This window comes from Streptomyces sp. NPDC058469 (assembly GCF_042721125.1).
Lineage (GTDB): Bacteria > Actinomycetota > Actinomycetes > Streptomycetales > Streptomycetaceae > Streptomyces.
This window is the reverse complement of sequence record NZ_JBHXME010000182.1, coordinates 1-21,284: the sequence shown is the minus strand read 5'-3', so window position 1 is coordinate 21,284 and position 21,284 is coordinate 1. Positions and strand designations below refer to the sequence as shown.

Here is a 21,284-nt window from a genome sequence, read left to right as displayed (position 1 = left end):
GCCATAGGTAAAGAGGAAGGTCGGGTGCGTGAGCATGGGGGCGAGTATGGCACAGAACGGGGTCGGGGTAGCGGGGCGGGCGAGGTGTGGCCGGCGCCCATGAGGCCCGCCGAGACGGACGGTGACGGCGTCCATGGGTCCACCGGGTCGGTGTGTGGATGGCATCTATGAGGCCCGCCGAGTCGGTGTGTGGACGGCGTCCATGAGGCCCGCCGGGTCGGTGTGTGGACGGCACCCATGAGGCCCACCGAGTCGGGTGGTGGGTGGGCATAGGCCCGGGGGTCTGGGGGCGGAGCCCCCAGGGACGACCAGGTGTCCCACCCGAGCCTCATCAGAAGGGACGACGAGCTGTCCCACCCGAGCCTCATCAGAAGGGACGACCAGGTGTCCCACCCGAGCCCCGTTAGAATCGATGACCAGAACCCCGCCCAACCGCCGGAAGGCCCCCGTGTCAGCAGCGACCCCCGCCCCCGACACCGTCCTGGTCGTCGACTTCGGCGCGCAGTACGCCCAGCTCATCGCCCGCCGCGTCCGCGAGGCCCGGGTCTACAGCGAGATCGTGCCGAGCACCATGCCGGTCGCGGAGATGCTCGCCAAGAACCCCGCGGCGATCATCCTCTCCGGCGGCCCCTCGTCGGTGTACGCGGACGGCGCCCCCCGCCTGGACCGCGCCCTCTTCGACGCCGGCGTCCCCGTCTTCGGCATGTGCTACGGCTTCCAGCTGATGGCCACGACCCTCGGCGGCACCGTCGACAACACGGGCGCCCGCGAGTACGGCCGTACGGAACTGCACGTCTCCAAGTCGTCCTCCACCCTCTTCGAAGGCACCCCGGACGAGCAGTCGGTGTGGATGTCGCACGGCGACGCCTGCTCCGCCGCCCCCGAGGGCTTCACGGTCACCGCGTCCACGGACGTCGTCCCGGTCGCCGCCTTCGAGAACGACGAGAAGAAGCTCTACGGCGTCCAGTACCACCCGGAGGTCATGCACTCCACGCACGGCCAGCAGGTCCTGGAGCACTTCCTGTACCGAGGCGCGGGCCTCACGCCGAACTGGACGACCGGCAACGTCATCGACGAGCAGGTCGCCCTGATCCGCGAGCAGGTCGGCGACAAGCGCGCGATCTGCGGTCTGTCCGGCGGTGTCGACTCCGCCGTAGCGGCCGCTCTCGTCCAGAAGGCCATCGGCTCGCAGCTGACCTGCGTGTACGTCGACCACGGTCTGATGCGCAAGGGCGAGACCGAGCAGGTCGAGAAGGACTTCGTGGCCGCGACCGGCGTACAGCTGAAGGTCGTGGACGCGGAGGAGCGCTTCCTCACCGCGCTCGCCGGGGTCTCCGACCCCGAGGAGAAGCGGAAGATCATCGGCCGCGAGTTCATCCGCGTCTTCGAGCAGGCGCAGGCCGAGATCATCGCGGACGCGGGCCCCGAGGTCGCGTTCCTGGTGCAGGGCACGCTCTACCCGGACGTCGTCGAGTCCGGCGGCGGCACCGGCACGGCCAACATCAAGTCCCACCACAACGTGGGCGGCCTGCCGGAAGACCTTGAGTTCAAGCTGATCGAGCCGCTGCGCAAGCTGTTCAAGGACGAGGTCCGGATGGTCGGCCAGGAGCTCGGCCTGCCGGACGAGATCGTCCAGCGCCAGCCCTTCCCGGGCCCCGGCCTCGGCATCCGGATCGTCGGCGAGGTCACCAAGGACCGCCTCGACCTGCTCCGCGAGGCCGACGCGATCGCCCGCGAGGAACTGACCGCGGCCGGCCTCGACCGCGACATCTGGCAGTGCCCGGTGGTCCTCCTCGCGGACGTCCGCAGCGTCGGCGTCCAGGGCGACGGCCGCACCTACGGCCACCCGATCGTCCTGCGCCCGGTCTCCTCCGAGGACGCGATGACGGCCGACTGGTCGCGCCTGCCGTACGACGTCCTCGCGAAGATCTCCACCCGCATCACGAACGAGGTCGCCGACGTCAACCGGGTCGTCCTCGACGTCACGTCGAAGCCGCCGGGCACCATCGAGTGGGAGTAAGCCCTTTTTGAGGCTCAGGTCCGCTTGAGGGTGCGCACCGGCGCCCCAGGCGTCCAGATCTGGACGACCAGGTACTTCTCGTCCTCGACGCAGGTCCGCACGACCTCCGTCACCTCGGTGCGGAAGAGGTGGAACGGCTCCGGCGGTTCCACCTCTTTGCTGTACGCCCCCTTCGTCCCGGCATCCGTCACCTCGACCGCCCGCCCGGCGACCCGCACATCCCCGCCGCCCATCTCCGTACCCGCCCCCGGGTTCGCCTGCAGCGCGAACCGCGGATCGCGCCGTAGATCCAGCGCCTTGAGCGAGTCGGGCATCATCCCGAGCCACAACTCCCCGTCCAGGAACCGCACTTCGAGCCCGGTCGTGCGCGGCGACCCGTCTTTGCGCAGGGTCGCGAGGATGTGGTGCGTGAAGGCGCCGAAGCGCTCCTCCACGGTCGCGGCCAGTTCCGGCTCCGCGGCGACGAATACCGCCCAGTTCGATGTCATACGGCCACTGTCCCGCCGATACCCGACACCCGCTGTCCGGATTCGGGAAGGACTCAGGACGGACTCGGGACGGAGTCGGAAGGGAGTCGGAAGGGAGTCGGAGGGCATCCCGGCACGCTTGGTGCCGCATCTTTACAGAACACCACTGCCCTTTTCGCCTCACTGACGGTAACTTCCGCCCGTAACAAGGAACCCAGTGCTGGAGGACCGATGCACGGGCCGACACCGCCCTCCCCCCTGCCCACCGACCGGCTGCGGTTCGCCATGCCGCCGATGCACGAGTCGGTCGAGGACGAACGCCGGCACCGCAAGGAACGGCTCGCGGGCGCCCTGCGCCTGTTCGGCCGCTACGGCTTCGAGGACGGGGTCTCTGGGCACATCAGCGCCCGCGACCCCGAGTTCAGCGACTGCTTCTGGGTCAACCCCTTCGGGATGCCCTTCGCGCACGTCACCGTGAGCGATCTGGTACTGGCCAACTCGGACGGCCAGGTGCTCCAGGGCCGCCACCACGTCAACCAGGCCGCCTTCACCGTGCACTCCCAGGTCCACGCCGCCCGCCCGGACGTCGTCGCGGTCGCCCACTGCCACTCCGTGCACGGCCGGGCGCTCTCCGCCCTCGGCGACTTCCTCGACCCGATCAGCCAGGAGAGCTGCGCCTTCTACGAGGACCACGCGCTCTACGACGCCTACAGCGGCGTCTCCGTCGACGCCGAGGAGGGCAAGCGGATCGCCGCCGGACTGGGCTCGCGCAAGGCGCTCGTGCTGCGCAACCACGGACTGCTCACCGTGGGCGACTCGGTGGACGCGGCGGCCTGGTGGTTCCTGTCCATGGAACGCTCCTGCCAGGTCCAGCTCCTCGCGAAGGCGGCCGGCCGTCCTCTCCTCATCGACCACAAACTCGCCGTCGCCACCCGCGAACAGACCGGCGGCGACCTCGTCGCGTGGATCAACTACCAGCCCCTGTGGCAGGACATCAGCCGCAGCGAACCCGACCTCCTCAGCTGAACCGGACCTCCTCAGCCGAGGCATCTTCAGCTGAAGCCCCTGAGTACCGCCTTCTTGGTCATCGTGAACTCCTCGTCCGTGAGCACCCCTTCCCGGTGCAGTTCGCCCAACTCCCGCAGCCTGCGCAGGAGTACGTCGTGATGGTCGGCCGGGGGCGGCGCGGTGGCCGCCCGCGGCGGGCGGTCCTCGAACTCGCCGTCGCCCCGGGCCGACGGATGCGGCAGGCGCGCGGTCACCGCCGTGGCGACCAGCGCGGTGAGCAGGTCCCGGCGGGTGCTGCCCCACAGGTCGAGGGCGTACGGGTCCTTCTCCGGCGGCAGCTTGGAGAACACCGTCTCGCGGGTCACGAACCGTATGAACCCGTCCTCGTAACCGGAGTTGGGCAGCCACTCCACCTGGACGAGGTCGCCCACGGCGACTATGCGCGGCCCGGTCGCACGCTTGACGCGCTCGGAGGTGTCGGCCCAGTCGATGCGCACCTGGGCGCCGTCGAAGGACACCGTGCCGTCGGAGGAGCGGACCGAGACCGGGACCGGCGGGCCCGGCAGGAGGTAGGCCTTGGTGGGTTCCTTGGGGATCTGGTCGAGGAGCAGCGCGTGCCGGATCTCCTCCGCCACGTACTCGGCGACCCCGGACCGGTCGATGTCCACGATCAGCCGGTACGGATCCGCCGCGTCCGGCAACCGTCCGCCGGTCGCCTGCAACAGCGGGTCGGCGCCCTCGCGCAGTCTCAGACGCAGTCGGCCACGTTTGCGCTCGGGTTCGTAGACGACGCCCGCGACGGCTTCGAGGGGCACGGCGATCTCCCCGTACGTCTGCCGGAACAGTGGCACGGAGCGGTGAAGTCCCGGCGTGATACGGACCGTTGTGCCGTCGAAGGCCCAGGTCCCGTCGCGCTGGATGATCTCGGCCATAGGGAAATTCTCGCAGCCGGGTCAACACGGCGGCCGTCACTTCACCCGCGCTGACCAGACCTGCCGGACGCGGGCCGTGTCCCGTAGGGCACAATCCGCTGTTGTCGTGCGGGAGTTGCAAGGCGGTGGCCAAAGGCTTCGGAGCCGGCCGCCGAACGTGAGGGCCCGGGGTCGAGGGCCGAGGGTCATGGGGAAGGCAGGCGTCGGGCGTGGCGGTGCAGGAGGCGAGACAGGGCGGCGAGCACGTCGGTGCCCACGGAGGCGGCTGCGCCTGCGGGGACTGCCCGCACGGAGCACGCGAGGGACATCGGCGCGCGGTCGCCGCGTTCCTGGTCAAGCGGGACGGCTTCGCGGCCGGCGAGGGCCTGCCCGCGGCGGTGGCGCACTCGGCGTCCGCCTCCCGGCAGTGGGTCTCGGACGAACTGACCCAGTCCGCCGACGTCGTCGCCGAACGCGGCCGCGCCGAGGGCGGCGCCTGGCTGGCCCGCCTGTGGCACCGCACGGCCTTCGCGGTGTGGAGCGCCTTCGTCGTGCTGCTCCTGGTGCAGGCGTTCACCGCGATCGGCGCGGGCTGGACGGCCGCGCGCACGGCCGGACTGCTGGCCGCGCTCGTGGTCGCCGGTGCGGTGACGGCGGCCTCCTGGTTCCACCGCGCGCGTGGTGGGGCGCTGGCCCCGGTCATCGGTGAGGACAACCGGCTGTCGACCTCCCGTGCCGTGGCCGTCTCCTGGGTGCTGTTCGTGGCGTACGCGGTGCTGGTCCTGGCCGGCCGCCTCGCCGCCGCCTCCGACCACGCCGAACGCGACGCCCTCATCTCCGGCCTCGAACTCGCCCGCGGCGCCGGTGTGGTGACCGTCCTCGCCGTGGTCTGCGCGATCGCCGTACTCGTCCGCCGGGTCGTCGGCCTGCGCGTCCTCGGCCAGCGCCTCCAGAAACTCCCCGCCGACCGCCCCCGCGCCGCCGACCTCCTGACCGACGACGCGGGCCGCGGCACCTTCGCCGACATCCAGTACGTCGCGATCAGCGCCGTAGCCCTCGTCTTCGTGGCCGTACGCCTCGCCCGCCGTCCCGACCAACTGCCCGACCTGCCCTGGGGTTTGGCGGTGGTCGTGCTGATCTCGGCCGCGACATACCTGGCCGGCAAGTACGCGGAGGGCGGCCGGCCGGTCATCCTCTCGGTGGTACGGGCGAGGGAGGCGGGCGACCTCGACGCCCCCATCCGCACCGGCGACGACATCGAGATCCGGGGCGCGGGCTTCGTACCCCCCGGCGCCCAGAGCGCGGACAAGTTGTCGCGCATGGTCGTCCGCATCGGCCCGGTCAACGTCCACGTCCCCCTGGTCCCGGTCGCCGGCGGCTTCTCCAACCCGACGGACACCCTCCTGACCGTCCCCGTCCCGGTCGATGTCGAGCCCGGACGCGTGGAGGTACAGGTGGTGACGGCGGCGGGTGTGGAGACCAACGCCTGCGTGGTCGACGTCACGGACTGACGCCCTCGACGGGCCGACCACGGCACGAGCCGTGCCAAGGTCGCGAAAACTGGCTGAAGCATGGTTGAGCGAGTCCCCCTTTTCGTACGTATGGTCTGTTGAGGGGTCACGGCACAGCGGGCGAGAGGCGGCTAAGGGCGATGACTCACGGCACTCGGATGGATACGCAAACCCCGTACCTCGACGGCGATCGGAGCTGGCGGGACACCGCCACCCGATACGCCCTGCTCCCACTGCGCGTCTTCCTCGGCGTCACGTTCATCTACGCCGGCCTGGACAAACTCACCGACAGCGCCTTCATGAAGTCCTCCGGCGCCGGCTCGATCGGCGAGACGATGCGCGCGGTCCGCGACTCGTCGGCGATCCCGGCCCTGGTCGACCTGTCCCTGAAGAACCCCGTCGGCTTCGGCTACGCGATCGCCTTCGGTGAACTCGCCGTCGGCATCGGCACCCTGATCGGCCTGCTGGCCCGCCTCGCCGCACTCGGCGGCGCGCTGATCTCGCTCAGCCTGTGGCTGACCATCAGCTGGGCCAACGACCCCTACTACTACGGCAACGACCTCGCCTACCTGATGGCCTGGCTGCCCCTCGTCCTCGCGGGCGCCTCCGTCTTCTCCCTGGACGCGGCGATCCGCGGGCGGCGAAGGCAACGGGCGGGAGGCTACCGGTAGCTCCCGAGGAGGGAGCCACCGGCGGTGAAGCCGCAGCCGCAGCTGGTGAAGCCACCGGGTTCTCCCCGGGCGGCCCTTCAGACCAGTCCGTCCGGGCGGGCCGTCAGTCCCGCTCGTAGACGATCGTCAGCCGGATATGTCCGGACCGGGGTCGGCCGTGTTCCCACGGTCGGCCCCTCGGCGTCTGCGGATCGCGCCGTTGATGCCCGCCACCACGCCGGCCAGGAACAGGCCGACCGTGACCAGCGGGATCACCGCGAACCACTCGGTCACCCACAGCCCGCCCGCGTCCCCGGCGTAGACCACGCCCGCGGCGGCGAGGAAGAGGCCGGCGACCAGCTTCCCGGGCTGGAACTCATGACGCAGCACGGCTGACCTCCGCCTGTCCGACGCCGACCTGGAGGTCCAGGTCCAGCGTGCCGGTGCTCTTGACGCCCGTCGCCGGGGTCAGGGTGACCTGCTGGTGCTTGCCCGGCTCCACGTCCACGTCCTTCTTGTCGTCACCGGGCAACTGGATGTCCCCGACGCCCACGTCCACGCTCAGCCGCACCGTCACGTCCCACGGCACGATCACCTTCAGCTGCCCGACGCCCACCTCGGCGTCCGCCGCGACCGTCTGCCCCTTGGTCAGCCGCAGCCGGGTCAGGTCGAGCGTGCCCACGCCGTTCCCCAGGTCGTACCTCTTCTGTACGTCCGTCACCGCCGCGGGCTGCCAGGTGAGGTGTTCCCAGTGCGTGGTGAGGTCCTTGGGCAGGGCCGCCGACGCGGCGAGCAGGCCGGCCGTGACGATCGCGAGGAACACCGAGCCCGCCCCCGTACGCCCGAGGAACGCGCTGATCGCGATCCCCAGGCCGAAGACGACGAGCGCACAGGCCAGGCCCGCCTGCAGGCTGGTGCCGAGCGCCTGGTCGTCCCATTTCGCGGCGGTGCCGAGGCCCCCCGCGAGCAGCGCGAGCAGGAACACCCAGCCGCCGATCCAGCGCGGGCCGCGCTGCTTCGGGGGCGCCGGGCGCGGGGTCCGCTGATCCTCGCGCCAGTGCGGGTACGAGGGGGCGAGGCTGATGTGGATCGCGTCCGTGATGTCACGGTCGCGGGAGTCGCCGGGGCCCCACAGATAACCGGTGCCACCGACGTGTGTGCCGTCCTTGACGATCGGATCGCGCCACCAGGAGGGGTAGGAGGTGACCACCGGCGGCGCCTGGGCCTCCGGCGGGGCGTCGGCGACGGCCTGCGCGGCCAGCGGGTCGGGGTCGGGGGTGCCGCGCTGCTGCGACCAGTACCCCGCGCCCGCCAGCAGGAGGGAGAGGACGACGGCGAAGGTGAGCACGCTGGCGTTGTTCAGCATCGACAGGAAAACACCGCAGCCGACCAGCGCGAACAGCACGGCCGCCAGGGCCTGGCCGTCGACGCGGCCGGTGAAGAGCTTGCGGACCTCGTTCTCCTCCTCGTCGTCGTACGGGACGAAGAGCCAGGCGAAGCCGTAGAAGATGAGGCCGATGCCGCCCGTCGCCGAGAGCACGGCGAGCGTGATCCGGAAGATCACCGGGTCCATGTCGCACTGCCGCCCGAGCCCCGCGCACACGCCCGCGAGCACCTTGGACCGCCGGTCCCGCCGGAACCGGTGCGGAGCCGCGGCCGCGGTGCTGCCGCCGGGCACGGCACCCGGCGAAGAGGCGGCACCCGCGCCGGGCACGGCGTCCCGCGGCCCGCCGCCCGCTTGCGGACGTGGGCCGGAGCCGGGTCCAGGACCCGTCGCGGCGCGCTCGTGATCTGTCATGTGTCCATGCTGCCCGGCGCGAGGCCCCGATGGCAGTCGGGACGACCCTGGCCGAACCCTGAGATCCGCCCCGACCCGGACCGGGGGAGTGTTCGACAGCGACCCCGACACCGCGAAAGGCCGCCGCGGCGCGTCGATTTCGAGGACACGGCGCGCCGAATTCGAAGATCAGGGGAGTCTCGGGGGCCGACCCTGATGCCCCGAACGGCGGGGCGTGTGAACATCGGTGGCATGCCGGAAGCCGCAGCATTGCCCGTCGAGGACCCGCGGCCGCCGCGCAAGCTCTACCGCAGCAGTGACGGTCGCTGGCTCGGTGGTGTGGCGCGGGGGCTCGCCGGGCATCTCGGGCTGCCGGTGATCTGGGTGCGGCTGGTGTTCGTGGGGCTGTTCCTCGCGGACGGACTCGGCGCGCTGCTGTACGCCTCGTTCTGGTTCTTCGTGCCGCTCGGCATCGGCGGGGTTGTCGCCGGTCAGCGGCCCCCGTCCCTCGTCTCCACCGAGACCTCGCCGGACGGCCGTCGCAGACTCGTCGCCCGCAAGCCGGACAAGGGCCAGATCGTCGCCCTGCTCCTCATGGTCGTCGTCGCGCTGGTCTTCGTCGGCAATGTGAACCTGGGCAACGGCGCCAAGGCCTATCTCTTCCCGACCGTCCTCGTCGGCGCGGGCGTCGCCCTCGTCTGGCGCCAGGCGGACAACGCCCGCCGCGCCCGCTGGGCCGAGGTCGGCAGCCGCCGCCGTACGCTCAGCCTGCTGCGCGCGGGCGGTGGCGTCCTGCTGGTCACCGCAGGTGGCACCGCGATCTTCGTGCTCCAGGGCTCCGCCGACCACCTCGGCTCGGTCCTCCAGGCCGCCCTCGCGGTCCTCGTCGGCATCACACTGCTCGCCGGCCCGTACCTCGTGCGGATGACCCAGGACCTCTCCGAGGAGCGCCTGATGCGCATCCGCGCCCAGGAGCGCGCCGAGGTCGCCGCCCACGTCCACGACTCCGTGCTGCACACCCTGACCCTGATCCAGCGCAATGCGGAGAGCCCGAACGAAGTGCGGCGCCTGGCCCGCGCCCAGGAGCGCGACCTGCGCGCCTGGCTCTACAAACCGGAGGGCACCGGCAAGGACGAGGCCGACGAACCCGACACCCTCGCCGAGGCGGTGCGGCGCAGCGCGGCCGAGGTCGAGGACAAGCACGGCGTGCCCATCGAGGTCGTCATCGTCGGCGACTGCCCGCTCGACGAGAGAATCGGCGCCCAGATGCAGGCCGCGCGCGAGGCGATGGTGAACGCGGCCAAGTACGGTGGCGAGGGCGGCGCCGTACAGGTCTACGCCGAGGTGGAGGGGAAGACGGTCTTCGTGTCCGTCCGTGACCGCGGACCGGGCTTCGACCTCGACTCGATACCCGCTGACCGCATGGGCGTCAGAGAATCGATCATCGGCCGTATGGAGCGCCACGGCGGTACGGCACGGCTGCGCGCGGTGCCGGACGGCGGTACCGAGGTCGAGCTGGAGATGGAGAGGGCGGAGAAGACGTCATGAGCGACGCGACCGAGACGAACGAACCGGCGGAGCCGACCGGCGGGAGCGCGGGCGGGCGTCACGTGCGCGTGGTCCTCGTCGACGACCACCGCATGTTCCGTACGGGGGTCCAGGCCGAGATCGGCCGGACCGAGGAGACCGGTGTCGAGGTGGTCGGCGAGGCCGCGGACGTCGACCAGGCGGTCACGGTCATCACCGCGACCCGCCCCGAGGTGGTCCTTCTCGACGTCCACCTCCCGGGCGGCGGCGGGGTCGAAGTCCTGCGCCGCTGCGCCCCGTTGATGAGCGCTGCCGAGCAGCCCGTCCGCTTCCTCGCCCTGTCCGTGTCGGACGCGGCGGAGGACGTGATCGGGGTGATCCGCGGCGGTGCGCGCGGCTACGTCACCAAGACGATCACCGGCACGGACCTCGTCAACTCCATCTTCCGGGTCCAGGAGGGCGACGCGGTCTTCTCGCCCCGCCTGGCCGGCTTCGTCCTCGACGCCTTCGCGTCGACCGACGCCCCGCCGGTCGACGAGGACCTCGACCGACTCACCCAGCGCGAGCGCGAGGTGCTCCGCCTCATCGCGCGCGGCTATGCCTACAAGGAGATCGCCAAGCAGCTGTTCATCTCGGTGAAGACGGTCGAGTCCCATGTCTCGGCGGTGCTGCGGAAGCTCCAGCTGTCGAACCGGCACGAGCTGACCCGGTGGGCTACGGCACGTCGACTGGTGTGACCCGTAAGGGGGTTCACACGACGCGCGTGGCCCCCGCGAACGGCATCTGGTCGATCGGCGCCAGTCGTACCGGAGCCGTCGGGTTGGGGGCGTGGATCATCTGGCCGTCGCCGACGTAGATGCCGACGTGGCTGATGCCCGAGTAGAAGAACACCAGGTCGCCGGGGCGCAGTTCGGACCGGGAGACCCGCTGGCCGGCGTTGATCTGGGAGTAGGTCGTGCGGGGCAGGGAGACACCGGCGGAGCTGTACGCGGCCTGCACGAGGCCCGAGCAGTCGAAGGCGTTCGGGCCCGTAGCGCCCCAGACGTAGGGGCTGCCGAGCTTCTGGTAGGCGTAGGAAACGGCCGCCGCCGCACGGGAGTTGGGGGCGTCGGCCGTAGCGGCGGAGGAACCGGGCGCGGCCAGCGCGCCCCGAGCCGTCGTGGAAGATCGTGACGCGCGGCTCGTGCTGCCTGCCGTGCCGCCGCCGACCTGAGCCTGCTGCTGCGGGGTCAGGCCGGACAGCAGGTGGCGTGCCTGGCCCAGCTTCCCGTTGATCGTCTTCTTCTGCCTGCCGAGCTCCGCCTGCCGCGACTTCAGCGAGGTCAGCTCGATGTGCGCGGCGCCGCGCAACTGCTCGATCTCCCGCAGCTGTTGCCGTACGAGTGCGACGGCCGCCGTCTGCCGGTGGCCCACCCGGTCGGCGAACTCGGCGCCGTCCAGATACCGTTCGGGGTTGTCGGAGAGCATGAGCTGCACCGCGGGGTCGATCCCGCCGCTGCGGTACTGGGCCGCGGCTACGTAACCCAGCGAATCCCGGGCCGAGTTGAGCTTCTCCGTCTTGCGTGCCGCCTCGTCCCGCAGGGTGTTCAGCTGCTTCTCGGCCGCGTCCGCCTTCTCCTTCGCGCCGTCGTACTTCTCGGTGGCGACCTCCGCCTCCTGGTACAGCTTGTCCACCTTGGCCTTGACCTGCGTCGGTGTCAGCTGCGGCTCGGCGTGCGAGGTCCCGTCGAAGCCCGTCGCCGTCGCCGCGCCCGCGAGGGCGATCGTCGCCGCCGTACGGGCTGTATGGCCGCTGAGCGAGCGCTGTCGGGGCTTGCGGTGCGCTGCCACGTGGACTGCACGTCCTTTCGTACGACCGCCGGGGGAGCGGGCGATTGCGCGTCCGGCGGCGGCCCGCACAGGGGGAGCACGCCGCCGCCGGACTTCTCGGCGGTGGTGTCCGGCTGCCGCCCCTGGTCCGGGCGGCGGTGGGGAGCCGGTCACCTGGTGGAGGACGCTAAACCTGACGGTGACGGCCCGGTAACGCATGTGTGGAACTGACGTGAGGTGACCGGAAATTGACCGTAGGTGACTGTGATCCGGGTCCGGGGTCGCCGCCTTCACGCGGCGCGCTGACCGATGCGGCGGTTCCGATGCGGCGTGGGACGGCGCGGTGCTACGGGCCGCATATATGCAAGGGCCGGGAAGCGGCTGGGGAAGCGCGCTCGGGAAGTGCTCGGGAAGCGCTACGGAGGGGCGGTGTCGGCCGGTCCCCGAGCCCCTGATTAGGCTCCGGCCCCATGGACGTACTCATCCATCTCTTCGTCGGCCTGCACATCATCGGCATCGCCGCGCTGCTCGGCGGTTTCCTCACCCAGATGAAGGCGATGGGCCAGGGCACGGCCCGCTTCGTCCCCGGCATGCTGCACGGCGCGCTGACCATGCTGGTCACCGGCGCGATCCTGGTCGGCCTCAACCAGGCCGACGATCAGCACGTCAACAACATCAAGATCGGCATCAAGCTCGCGCTGCTGATCGTGATCCTCGGCCTCGTCTATGTGAAGCGGGACGAGGAGACGGTCGACAACAGCCAGTTCGCGCTGGTGGGCGGGCTGACCATGGTGAACATCTTCATCGCGGTCCTGTGGACGTGACCCCGGACGTGGCGGCGAGGTAGAACCGGACCGTCCCCGCGGCGACCACCAGCCACGCGGCCACCGCGATCCACAGCACCACTTGCCCGGGCGTCCGCAGCCACGAGACGTCCACGGCGGTACCCACGGAGAGTGTCGTCGCCGCCGTCATCCCCAAGGGGAACACCGTCGACCAGCGGCGCACGTCGTAGCGGAGCCGGGGCCAGGCGACCTCGGCGGCTAGCAGGACGACGCACCAGGCCACGTCGAGCACCAGCAGCGCCACGGTCACGGCCCGCAGGACGCCCCGGTCGTCGGAGTTCCACAGGTACAGGCGCACGCTGTCGGCGACGATCAGCTTCGACCCGGCCAGCGCCGAGACGGCCGGCGCGCCGCCGACGATCCAGTGGTCACCGGCCCCGGTGATCACCTGGCGCCATTCGAATCGGGCCAGCGCGAAGCCGTAGAGGACCAGCCCGAACCAGAACAGCACCAGTGCCGTGTGCGCGAGCCAGGCCACCGACTCGGCGGCGGCGATCGTCGCCCCCAGGACGGCCAGCGACTGGGTGGCCACACAGCCCAGGAACACGGTCCCGGGCATGCGCCCCCGCCAGTTCCGTACGACCCGCACGAGCAGCCACGGCCACAGCACCGCGGCCGGCGCCAGCAGCGCCTCGGCCACGGTCTGTCGGCCCGCGATCGAGAACCGGGTCCCCAGTACGGCGGTCGCGGCCACGGCGGTCAGCGCACCGGGCGTCCCCGCCTCCGCGAGCCACCTCCGCCGGTCCCACAGCAGCCGTACGGCGAAGTCCGCGGCCAGCCCCAGCCAGAAGGCGCAGGCCACCGCGAAGGCGATACGGGACAGCACCTCGTACCCCGTGACACGCAGGCCGACCGACACGATCGCGGTCGCCATCACGACGGCCCCGGCCGCCGGCGGACGCCGCGCCCACCAGGCGCGGAAGCGGGAGAGACCGGTATCGGACATGGCCCGATGCTAGGGAGCCGCCCCGGCGGGGATGACAGGCCACGCACGCGTGGAGCTCAAAAACACCTGCACGCGTGCGTGCGCGTCGAGTACCCGGTCAGGCGGGCCGCACCACGCTGTGGATGATCGACGTGCCGCCGTAGTAGATCGACTCCTCGCGGACGTAGGCGCCGGGCTTCGGGGCGTGGATCATCATGCCGTCGCCTACGTAGACACCGACGTGGCTGACCTCGTCGTAGAAGAAGACCAGGTCACCGGGTTGGGCGTCGGCAAGGGGAACCGTCGTGCCGGCGTTCACCTGGTCGGTGGTCACGCGCGGGAGGGTCACTCCGGCGGTCTTCCAGGCGGCCTGGGTGAGGCCCGAGCAGTCGTACGAGCCCGGGCCGGTCGCGCCCCAGACGTACGGCTTGCCGACCTGGGCGCGGGCGAAGGCGATGGCCTTGGCGGCCTTGGTGGCGTACGAGGAGTCGGCGGCAGATGACGTGGAGGAGCCGGAAGGGGTGCTCCGCGCTGCCTCCGCCTGCTGCTTCGCGAGTGCCGCCGCCTCCTGTTGCTGCTTCTTCTCGATCGCCGCGAGGCGCGCCTTCTCCTGCTCGGTCAGCTGCGACAGCAGCTCGCGCGCGGTGGAGAGCTTCTTCTGGACGGTGGACTTGGCCGTCTTCAGGTCGCCCTGCGTGTCATTGAGCGCCTGGAGGCTCTCAGCCGCCTCCTGGCGCTTCTTCATCGTCGCCGACTGCTCGGTGACGTACGCGTCGACCGAGTCCTTCTGGCGGCTGGTCAGCCGGCTCATCAGCTGGGTCTGGTCGAAGTAGTCCTGCGGGCTGTCCGCGAGCAGGAACGTCGAGGTGTCCGGGGCGGAGGCACCGGTGCGGTACTGCGCGGCGGCGAACGCACCCAGTTGTTCCCGCGCGGAGTTGAGCTTCTGCGTGCGCTGGGCCACGTCGTCCAGGAGGGTGTCGACGCGCTCGCGCTGCTTGGTCGTCTTCTCCTTGGCCGCGTTGTACTTGTCGGTCGCCGACTCCGCCTGGCGGTAGAGGTCGTCGACCTTCTTCTCGACCTCTTCGAGGCTCGGGCTGCCGTCATCGGGTGAGGGGGCCGCGTTCGCCGTCTGGGAGAGCAGGGCCACGGAGGTGAGGGCGGCCGTGGCGAGAGTGGGGGTCCGTATGCCTGCGATGCGCTTGCCCAGGGGGCGCGGCTTGCGGTGCGACGACGCCAAGGAGGCGACTCCTTCCAATGGTGCCCTACAGGCCGTTGTTGCCCTACGGTCCATGCCCGGAAAGGGAGTTGGACCGACGCACCCCAGGTCGGTGGGGTCGTACGGCTTGATCGAACGCTAACCAACTCGTGTGGCTTGTGTGAAGGTTGATGTTCGATATGCCCGATACGCGTCCGTGACCTTGGCCATGCGTGAGACCGGTCATCGCTGATCGTGATCGACCGGTTCTGGTCCGTGAATTTTCCCGAGTTCCCGGGGTGGCGGCCGGTTGTCAGTGCGGCGCCCTAAACTCGGAGAGCGATGAGCAGCCTCTTTGACGACAGCTTCCTGGCGGATCTCCAGGGCCCTCGGGCCCACGAGGGAGAGCCCCCGCCACCGCCCGAGGACGAGCACGGACCGGAGCCGATTCCGGACGACCTGTTCGGCGGGAAGTTCGACGTGCCCGCGAGCAGAGACGCCCACTACCGGGACGGCGCCCCGCGCCCCGTGGTCGACCCGGCCGCACTCCTGGACGGGCTGAACGAGAACCAGCGAGCGGCCGTCGTCCACTCCGACACCCCGCTGCTCATCGTGGCCGGCGCCGGCTCCGGCAAGACCCGTGTGCTCACCCACCGCATCGCCTACCTCCTCGGCGAGCGCAATGTGCACCCCGGGCAGATCCTCGCGATCACCTTCACGAACAAGGCCGCGGGCGAGATGAAGGAGCGTGTCGAGCAGCTCGTCGGCCCGCGCGCCAACGCGATGTGGGTGATGACCTTCCACAGCGCGTGCGTGCGCATCCTGCGCCGCGAGTCGAAGAAGCTCGGCTTCACGTCCTCGTTCTCGATCTACGACGCCGCCGACTCCAAGCGCCTCATGGCGCTGGTCTGCCGCGACCTGGACCTCGACCCCAAGAAGTTCCCGCCGAAGTCCTTCAGCGCCAAGATCTCGAACCTGAAGAACGAGCTGATCGACGAGGAGGACTTCGCCGCCCAGGCCGCCGACGGCTTCGAGAAGACCGTCGCCCAGGCCTACGCGATGTACCAGTCGCGGCTGCGCGAGGCCAACGCCCTCGACTTCGACGACCTGATCATGACGACGGTCAACCTGCTGCGCGCCTTCCCGGACGTCGCCGAGCACTACCGCCGCCGCTTCCGGCACGTCATGGTCGACGAGTACCAGGACACCAACCACGCGCAGTACGCACTCGTGCGGGAACTCGTGGGCACCGCCGCCCACGACGAGGACACTCCGCCCAGCGAGCACGACCTGCCCCCCGCCGAGCTGTGTGTCGTGGGTGACGCCGACCAGTCGATCTACGCGTTCCGCGGGGCGACGATCCGCAACATCCTCCAGTTCGAGGAGGACTACCCGAACGCGACGACGATCCTCCTGGAGCAGAACTACCGCTCCACGCAGACGATTCTGAGCGCCGCCAACGCGGTCATCGAGCGCAACGAGTCCCGCCGCCCCAAGAACCTGTGGACCAACGCGGGCGCGGGCGCGCAGATCACCGGCTATGTCGCGGACACGGAGCACGACGAGGCGCAGTTCGTCGCCGAGGAGATAGACCGTCTCACCGACGCGGGCGACGCGAAGGCCTCAGACGTCGCCGTCTTCTACCGGACGAACGCGCAGTCCCGTGTCTTCGAAGAGATCTTCATCCGCGTCGGCCTGCCCTACAAGGTCGTCGGCGGCGTCCGCTTCTACGAGCGCAAGGAGGTCCGGGACGTCCTGGCCTACCTCCGTGTGCTGGCCAACCCGGAGGACGCGGTCCCGCTGCGCCGCATCCTCAACGTCCCCAAGCGCGGCATCGGCGAGCGCGCCGAGGCGATGATCGACGCCCTCTCGCAGCGCGAGAAGATCAGCTTCCCGCAGGCGTTGAAGCGCGTCGACGAGGCGTACGGCATGGCCGCGAGGTCGACGAACGCGGTCAAGAAGTTCAACACGCTGATGGAGGACCTCCGCACGATCGTCGACTCCGGCGCCGGCCCGGCGACGGTCCTGGAGGCCATCCTCGAACGCACCGGCTACCTCGCCGAGTTGCAGGCCTCCACCGACCCACAGGACGAGACCCGCATCGAGAACCTCCAGGAACTGGCCGCCGTAGCCCTGGAGTTCGAACAGGAGAACAGCGGAGGTGACGGCGAGAGCGAGACTCCCGCCGGGCTCGCCGCCTTCCTGGAGCGGGTGGCTCTCGTCGCCGACTCCGACCAGATCCCCGACGAGGACGAGGACGGCTCCGGAGTCATCACGCTGATGACCCTGCACACCGCCAAGGGCCTGGAGTTCCCGGTCGTCTTCCTCACCGGCATGGAGGACGGCGTCTTCCCGCACATGCGCGCCCTCGGCCAGGCCAAGGAGCTGGAGGAGGAGCGGCGCCTCGCGTACGTGGGCATCACACGCGCGCGTGAACGCCTGTATCTGACGCGGTCGTCGCTGCGCAGCGCCTGGGGCCAGCCGTCGTACAACCCGCCCTCCCGCTTCCTGGAGGAGATCCCGGCGGCGCACGTGGAGTGGAAGCGGACCGGTGCCATGTCGGCTCCGCCGTCGACGGGTCCGGCCTCGGGCATCGCGGCCTCGCTGTCCTCGTCCCGCTCGCGCTCGTCGGCATCGGGCGCCTCGGGCTTCGCCACACGCCGGACCTCGGAGAAGCCGGTCGTGGCGCTGTCCGTCGGCGACCGGGTCACGCACGACCAGTTCGGGCTCGGCACGGTGGTCGGCGTGAAGGGCACGGGGGCGAACGCGGAGGCGACGGTCGACTTCGGGGAGCCGAAGCCGAAGCGGCTGCTGCTGCGGTACGCGCCGGTGGAAAAGCTGTAGCCCGTAAGGGAGTTGCCCTTAAGGGGGCTGCCCGTAAGGGAGTTGGGGCGGCTGGGGCGTCCTACGTCGGGTCGAGCCCGTGGCTGCGGAGCCACGGGAGCGGGTCGATCGCCGCCCCGCCCGCGGGCCGCACCTCGAAGTGCAGGTGCGGACCGGTGGAGTTGCCGGAGTTCCCGGAGTACGCGATCGGGTCGCCGGCCTTCACCGTCGTACCCGAGGGGACGCGATAGGTGGAGAGGTGGCAGTACCACGTCTCCGTGCCGTCCTTCTCGGTGAGGATCAGCATGTTGCCGTAGGCGCTGTTCCACTTCGTGCTGACGACGCCGTCGGTCGCGGCCATCACCGTCGTGCCGTACGAGACGGGGAAGTCGATGCCCGTGTGCACGGACATCCAGTTGACGCCGGCCTGGCCGAAGTAGGCGCTGAGGCCCTTCTGCGTGACCGGCAGCACGTACTTGGGGCGCAGTCGCTCCTTGCGGGCCGCCTCGGCAGCCGCCTTCTTCTTGTCGGCCTCCTGCTGGGCCTTGAGGTCGATACGTTCCTGCGTACGGCTGGCCCGGTCGGCGAAGTCGTCGGCACCGGCCGACAGGCTCTTGATCTGGGCGTCCAGCTTGTTGTTCGCGACGGACGGCTTGACCGAGGTCGCGTCCGAGGCGGAGGCCGTCGTGTCGCTGCCGCCGGTCAGCGTGCCGACGGACGCGGCGGCGATCCCGGCGACACCCATCACACACGCGGACGGTACGGCGATGGTGAACAGCGCGGACCGCTTCGGGGGCGTACGACGGCGGGAACGGCTCCCGTTGCGGGACGCGGCGCGCGAGCCGGTCGGGGCCGGGGCCGGGGTGAACTCCTCCTGGTCATCGAGGAGTTCGGGCTGCGACGGGGGCCCGTCCTGTTCCGGCTCGGCCTCGTCGAGGACGGGCATCATGCCGGTGGCGGGCAACTCGCCGTCTTCCGGGGCGGGTTCGTCGTACGTCTCGCGGTAGGTCTCGTCGTACGACGCCTGCTCGAAGGTGGTGGTCGCGTCGGCGGCGGTGCCGTCGGCGTTCCACTGCGTGGCGTCGTAGGCGCCGGTGTCGAAGGCCTGCGTGCCCCATTCCCACTGCTGGGTCGGGTCGGCGGGGGCGGGGGAGTGGGCCGAAGGGGCGGGCTGGAGCCAGGCGTTCGCGTCCCACTGTCCGCTGACGTCGGGGGCGCCGGTCTGCGGCGGGATGGCGGACAGCTGCTGGTAGTCGGCCGACCAGGCGGTGGTCTCGTAGGCGCCCGTGTCATAGGTGGCGTGGTGCTGAGCCGCGTACGGGTCGTAGTTCAGGGTGTGTTGGGCACCCGTGGACCAGGCGGAGGAGTCGTAGGCGCCGGTCGAATGTGACCCGGTGTCCTGGCCGTGGCCGTTGCCCGGCATGTCGCCGAAGAGGGGGTCGTTGGCGAAGCTCGCGGTGGCCTGGCCGCCGCCCGCGTCCGGGTGGAAACCCGTGGCGGTGTGGTCGCCGTACGTGGTGAAGTCACCGTACTGGGCGTCCTGCCCGCCATAAGACGCGTACTGCGCCGAGGTGGTATCGGAAGCCGGGGCCGGGGTGGTCATGGTCCCCGACGGGTGACGGTCGTTCACCAACTTCTCTATTCGCCTCGACAACAGGGGCTGCCAGAGCAGTGCGGTGACTGTACCCGCCGGTATGCGGGCGCGACAATCTTCGTCAGGTTTCGCGTCCGCCGGAAACGGGCATTCGGCCGTGTTTCGGGGGACGGCGGGCACGGGTTTGGCCTTGCGTTCGAATAGCGTTCGATCTTGAGGATGCTGTGTGCCCGCTGTCGGTGCCCGGTCAGGCCACTGTCAGTCCGCCGAGGTGGGTGGCGACGTGGGTGGCGGTGTGGGTCGCGGCCGGAGATTCCGGCGGCGGGGTGTCGAGGGCCTGGCGTATGCCGGTCGCGATGGCGGGGTGGACCGGCAGGGCGAGGTGACCGATGCCGCTGACCTGGACGTTCTGGGTGATCAGGTCGGGGTGGTCGATGCAGGCCGTCTCCAGCGGGTCCATCAGGTGGTCGAGGTCGCTCCAGAAACTGACGAAGTGCGTACGGCAGCCGGGGGCGGGCCGGGTCAGTTCCTCGATCACCGGCGAGCCGGGCCGCATCTGGCGGACGATCGGGTGGGCGTTGGCCAGCGGGACGACGGCGGTGCCGGAGTGCGGGGTGCCGAGCGTCACGAGCGTGCGGACCCGCAGGTCGCCGCCGAGCCGCTGCACGTAGTACCGCGCGATCAGCCCGCCGAGGCTGTGCCCGACGATGTCCACCTCCCTGCTGCCGGTGCGCTCGCAGATCTCCTCGATGTGCCGGCCGAGCAGCTCGGCCGCGGTGCGGATGTCGCAGGTCAGCGGCGAGTAGTTGAGCGACTCGACCTGTCGGCGGCCGTGCTGGGCCAGGGAACGGCGCAGCAGCACGAAGACCGAGCGGTTGTCGATGAACCCGTGCAGCAGCACCACCGGAGGCTTCGCCTCGGTCGGCAGTTGCGTCGCGTCCTTGGGTGAGGGCGGCTCGGGCAGGGGTTCCCGGCGTTCCTGGGCGATGCCGGAGGGATAGAGGAGGAGGTGGCCCGCGAGGATCACGATGTCCAGGGCGGTCGCTTTCAGGAGGGTCATCGAGAGGCCCGCCAGCCTGCTGGGCAGGAGGCGCTGACAGAGGGGGAGAAAGGGCAGTGCAGCCCTGGTGACCTTCATGGCCGACCTCCTGTCGGCACACGGAACGACAGCTCCGTCCCCCGTGTGCCCTCGTGGGAGGCCACGGCGAGGATCACCGACGGTGCGCGAGGGGTACGCGCCGGGTGAGCGCGGCGTGCGGCGTGACCGACGCCGTTGACGTACCGAGGAGCCCTGTCGGTCTGGCGAGGAGGCTTCCCGCTGTCGTGCCGTACCTGCCCTGCGTGCCCTTCGTGCCTGCGCCGATGCGCCGTACCACCACGGCGCGCGGCCTGCGGCGCGGTGGTGCGGCGACCTCGTTGCGGCTCCCGGTGCGCTTGTTCCCGCTGGAACGCTGCGCGGTGAACGTGTCCCATCGTGTGATTTCCCCCTCGGTATCCGCCGCGAAACTGCCGGTTGCGGGATGCTGGGGATAACGTTCGTTCACTTCCCGCACTGAAGCGGGTACCGCGGTACCCGTGGGTAGGGATGAACGCAGTCGCTTCATGGAGGCAGTGATGGGTGTGGCAGCCGGTCCGATCCGCGTGGTGGTGGCCAAGCCGGGGCTCGACGGCCACGATCGCGGGGCCAAGGTGATCGCGCGGGCGCTGCGCGACGCCGGTATGGAGGTCATCTACACCGGCCTCCACCAGACCCCCGAGCAGATCGTCGACACCGCGATCCAGGAGGACGCCGACGCGATCGGCCTCTCCATCCTCTCCGGCGCCCACAACACCCTCTTCGCCGCCGTCATCGACCTGCTCAAGCAGCGCGAGGCGGAGGACATCCTCGTCTTCGGCGGCGGCATCATCCCCGAGGCGGACATCGCCCCGCTCAAGGAGAAGGGCGTCGCGGAGATCTTCACGCCCGGGGCGACGACGCAGTCGATCGTGGACTGGGTGCGGGAGAACGTGCGGCAGCCGGCGGGGGCGTAAGGCCTGCGGCGAATGGGTTTCGCTTTTCGGCGCCGGTGACTCTTCAGGCTGGCGGGGATTCGCTTCTCGACGCCGGTCACCTTCAGCCCGTCCGGGGTTCGCTTTTCAGCGCGGGCCGGCATTCTCAGCCCGTCCGGCGTTTGAGGACGAGGCCGTTCAGGCCGAAGGGGGGTTTGGGGGCGCAGCCCCCA

At 70.6% G+C, this 21,284-nt stretch carries 18 protein-coding genes; 9 read left to right on the top strand and 9 right to left on the bottom strand.

The features are described from left to right. Nucleotides 1–448 precede the first annotated feature (448 nt). Nucleotides 449–2,020 (top strand): glutamine-hydrolyzing GMP synthase, encoded by a 1,572-nt coding sequence (gene guaA / locus ACFWP5_RS44905; RefSeq protein WP_384170750.1) that lies wholly within the window; start codon nt 449–451, stop codon nt 2,018–2,020. 14 nt (nt 2,021–2,034) lie between these two features. On the opposite strand, the gene ACFWP5_RS44900 is transcribed toward guaA, so the two are convergent. Next, nucleotides 2,035–2,508 carry a pyridoxamine 5'-phosphate oxidase family protein gene (locus tag ACFWP5_RS44900; protein ID WP_384170748.1) on the bottom strand — a complete coding sequence of 158 codons (474 nt, stop codon included), beginning with the start codon at nt 2,506–2,508 and terminating at the stop codon, nt 2,035–2,037. Nucleotides 2,509–2,718: 210 nt separating this feature from the next. On the opposite strand from ACFWP5_RS44900, the gene ACFWP5_RS44895 reads away from it, so the two are divergent. Beyond that, nucleotides 2,719–3,513 (top strand): class II aldolase/adducin family protein, encoded by a 795-nt coding sequence (locus ACFWP5_RS44895; RefSeq protein ID WP_384170746.1) that lies wholly within the window; start codon nt 2,719–2,721, stop codon nt 3,511–3,513. A gap of 26 nt (nt 3,514–3,539) precedes the next feature. Here ACFWP5_RS44895 and ACFWP5_RS44890 read toward each other — a convergent pair whose 3' ends face one another. Beyond that, a complete protein-coding gene (locus ACFWP5_RS44890; RefSeq protein WP_384170744.1) occupies nt 3,540–4,427 on the bottom strand; it encodes a DUF4429 domain-containing protein in 888 nt (295 codons plus the stop codon). A 209-nt stretch (nt 4,428–4,636) separates the two neighbouring features. On the opposite strand from ACFWP5_RS44890, the gene ACFWP5_RS44885 reads away from it, so the two are divergent. Together ACFWP5_RS44885 and ACFWP5_RS44880 are read left to right on the top strand one after the other, a co-directional pair. Next, the gene (locus ACFWP5_RS44885) at nt 4,637–5,917 is read left to right on the top strand and encodes a hypothetical protein (RefSeq protein ID WP_384170742.1); all 1,281 of its coding nucleotides are present in this window, start codon (nt 4,637–4,639) and stop codon (nt 5,915–5,917) included. Nucleotides 5,918–6,057: 140 nt separating this feature from the next. Next, nucleotides 6,058–6,588, top strand: a complete 531-nt coding sequence (locus tag ACFWP5_RS44880; protein ID WP_384170740.1) for a DoxX family protein — start codon at nt 6,058–6,060, stop codon at nt 6,586–6,588. A 126-nt stretch (nt 6,589–6,714) separates the two neighbouring features. Here the strand turns inward: ACFWP5_RS44880 and ACFWP5_RS44875 are convergent, their stop codons facing one another. Together ACFWP5_RS44875 and ACFWP5_RS44870 are read right to left on the bottom strand one after the other, a co-directional pair. Further along, complete coding sequence (locus tag ACFWP5_RS44875; RefSeq protein WP_384170738.1) at nt 6,715–6,957, bottom strand: hypothetical protein; 243 nt, start codon at nt 6,955–6,957, stop codon at nt 6,715–6,717. Next, on the bottom strand, nt 6,944–8,365 hold the full coding sequence (locus ACFWP5_RS44870) for a PspC domain-containing protein (protein ID WP_384170736.1): 1,422 nt from the start codon (nt 8,363–8,365) through the stop codon (nt 6,944–6,946). Before ACFWP5_RS44870 ends, ACFWP5_RS44875 begins: the two co-directional genes overlap by 14 nt. 195 nt (nt 8,366–8,560) lie before the next feature. Here ACFWP5_RS44870 and ACFWP5_RS44865 point away from each other — a divergent pair, with 195 nt between their 5' ends. Both ACFWP5_RS44865 and ACFWP5_RS44860 read left to right on the top strand, forming a co-directional pair. Next, nucleotides 8,561–9,892, top strand: coding sequence for a PspC domain-containing protein (locus ACFWP5_RS44865; RefSeq protein ID WP_384170734.1), 1,332 nt, complete (start codon nt 8,561–8,563; stop codon nt 9,890–9,892). Continuing rightward, entirely contained in the window at nt 9,889–10,608 is a 720-nt protein-coding gene (locus tag ACFWP5_RS44860; protein ID WP_384170732.1) for a LuxR C-terminal-related transcriptional regulator, read from the top strand. Before ACFWP5_RS44865 ends, ACFWP5_RS44860 begins: the two co-directional genes overlap by 4 nt. 13 nt (nt 10,609–10,621) lie before the next feature. Here ACFWP5_RS44860 and ACFWP5_RS44855 read toward each other — a convergent pair whose 3' ends face one another. Then, nucleotides 10,622–11,701 (bottom strand): NlpC/P60 family protein, encoded by a 1,080-nt coding sequence (locus ACFWP5_RS44855; protein WP_384170730.1) that lies wholly within the window; start codon nt 11,699–11,701, stop codon nt 10,622–10,624. 449 nt (nt 11,702–12,150) lie between these two features. Here ACFWP5_RS44855 and ACFWP5_RS44850 point away from each other — a divergent pair, with 449 nt between their 5' ends. Continuing rightward, a complete protein-coding gene (locus ACFWP5_RS44850) occupies nt 12,151–12,504 on the top strand; it encodes a hypothetical protein (protein WP_384170728.1) in 354 nt (117 codons plus the stop codon). Here the strand turns inward: ACFWP5_RS44850 and ACFWP5_RS44845 are convergent. Then, nucleotides 12,482–13,471, bottom strand: coding sequence for a tellurite resistance/C4-dicarboxylate transporter family protein (locus tag ACFWP5_RS44845; RefSeq protein WP_384170726.1), 990 nt, complete (start codon nt 13,469–13,471; stop codon nt 12,482–12,484). The genes ACFWP5_RS44850 and ACFWP5_RS44845 overlap by 23 nt on opposite strands. 97 nt (nt 13,472–13,568) lie before the next feature. Then, a complete protein-coding gene (locus ACFWP5_RS44840) occupies nt 13,569–14,741 on the bottom strand; it encodes an NlpC/P60 family protein (protein WP_384170724.1) in 1,173 nt (390 codons plus the stop codon). A gap of 246 nt (nt 14,742–14,987) precedes the next feature. Between ACFWP5_RS44840 and pcrA the strand changes: the two genes are divergently transcribed. Further along, nucleotides 14,988–17,489 (top strand): DNA helicase PcrA, encoded by a 2,502-nt coding sequence (pcrA, locus tag ACFWP5_RS44835; RefSeq protein ID WP_384170722.1) that lies wholly within the window; start codon nt 14,988–14,990, stop codon nt 17,487–17,489. Between the two features lie 61 nt (nt 17,490–17,550). On the opposite strand, the gene ACFWP5_RS44830 is transcribed toward pcrA, so the two are convergent. Continuing rightward, nucleotides 17,551–19,071: a peptidoglycan DD-metalloendopeptidase family protein gene (locus ACFWP5_RS44830; protein ID WP_384170720.1), complete on the bottom strand. Its 1,521-nt coding sequence runs from the start codon at nt 19,069–19,071 to the stop codon at nt 17,551–17,553. 238 nt (nt 19,072–19,309) lie between these two features. Next, complete coding sequence (locus tag ACFWP5_RS44825; protein WP_384170718.1) at nt 19,310–20,200, bottom strand: esterase/lipase family protein; 891 nt, start codon at nt 20,198–20,200, stop codon at nt 19,310–19,312. A gap of 476 nt (nt 20,201–20,676) precedes the next feature. Here ACFWP5_RS44825 and ACFWP5_RS44820 point away from each other — a divergent pair, with 476 nt between their 5' ends. Then, nucleotides 20,677–21,093: a cobalamin B12-binding domain-containing protein gene (locus ACFWP5_RS44820; protein WP_019066802.1), complete on the top strand. Its 417-nt coding sequence runs from the start codon at nt 20,677–20,679 to the stop codon at nt 21,091–21,093. Nucleotides 21,094–21,284: the final 191 nt, after the last annotated feature.

Excerpts from the sequence above, each read along its gene's own strand:
- ACFWP5_RS44860 (WP_384170732.1), top strand. The coding sequence starts at position 9,889 with ATGAGCGACGCGACCGAGACGAACGAACCGGCGGAGCCGACCGGCGGG.
- ACFWP5_RS44890 (WP_384170744.1), bottom strand. The coding sequence starts at position 4,427 with ATGGCCGAGATCATCCAGCGCGACGGGACCTGGGCCTTCGACGGCACA.
- ACFWP5_RS44830 (WP_384170720.1), bottom strand. The coding sequence starts at position 19,071 with ATGACCACCCCGGCCCCGGCTTCCGATACCACCTCGGCGCAGTACGCG.
- ACFWP5_RS44895 (WP_384170746.1), top strand. The coding sequence starts at position 2,719 with ATGCACGGGCCGACACCGCCCTCCCCCCTGCCCACCGACCGGCTGCGG.
- ACFWP5_RS44820 (WP_019066802.1), top strand. The coding sequence starts at position 20,677 with ATGGGTGTGGCAGCCGGTCCGATCCGCGTGGTGGTGGCCAAGCCGGGG.
- ACFWP5_RS44865 (WP_384170734.1), top strand. The coding sequence starts at position 8,561 with ATGCCCCGAACGGCGGGGCGTGTGAACATCGGTGGCATGCCGGAAGCC.
- ACFWP5_RS44900 (WP_384170748.1), bottom strand. The coding sequence starts at position 2,508 with ATGACATCGAACTGGGCGGTATTCGTCGCCGCGGAGCCGGAACTGGCC.
- ACFWP5_RS44850 (WP_384170728.1), top strand. The coding sequence starts at position 12,151 with ATGGACGTACTCATCCATCTCTTCGTCGGCCTGCACATCATCGGCATC.
- ACFWP5_RS44845 (WP_384170726.1), bottom strand. The coding sequence starts at position 13,471 with ATGTCCGATACCGGTCTCTCCCGCTTCCGCGCCTGGTGGGCGCGGCGT.
- ACFWP5_RS44825 (WP_384170718.1), bottom strand. The coding sequence starts at position 20,200 with ATGAAGGTCACCAGGGCTGCACTGCCCTTTCTCCCCCTCTGTCAGCGC.
- ACFWP5_RS44840 (WP_384170724.1), bottom strand. The coding sequence starts at position 14,741 with ATGGACCGTAGGGCAACAACGGCCTGTAGGGCACCATTGGAAGGAGTC.
- ACFWP5_RS44880 (WP_384170740.1), top strand. The coding sequence starts at position 6,058 with ATGACTCACGGCACTCGGATGGATACGCAAACCCCGTACCTCGACGGC.
- pcrA (WP_384170722.1), top strand. The coding sequence starts at position 14,988 with ATGAGCAGCCTCTTTGACGACAGCTTCCTGGCGGATCTCCAGGGCCCT.
- ACFWP5_RS44870 (WP_384170736.1), bottom strand. The coding sequence starts at position 8,365 with ATGACAGATCACGAGCGCGCCGCGACGGGTCCTGGACCCGGCTCCGGC.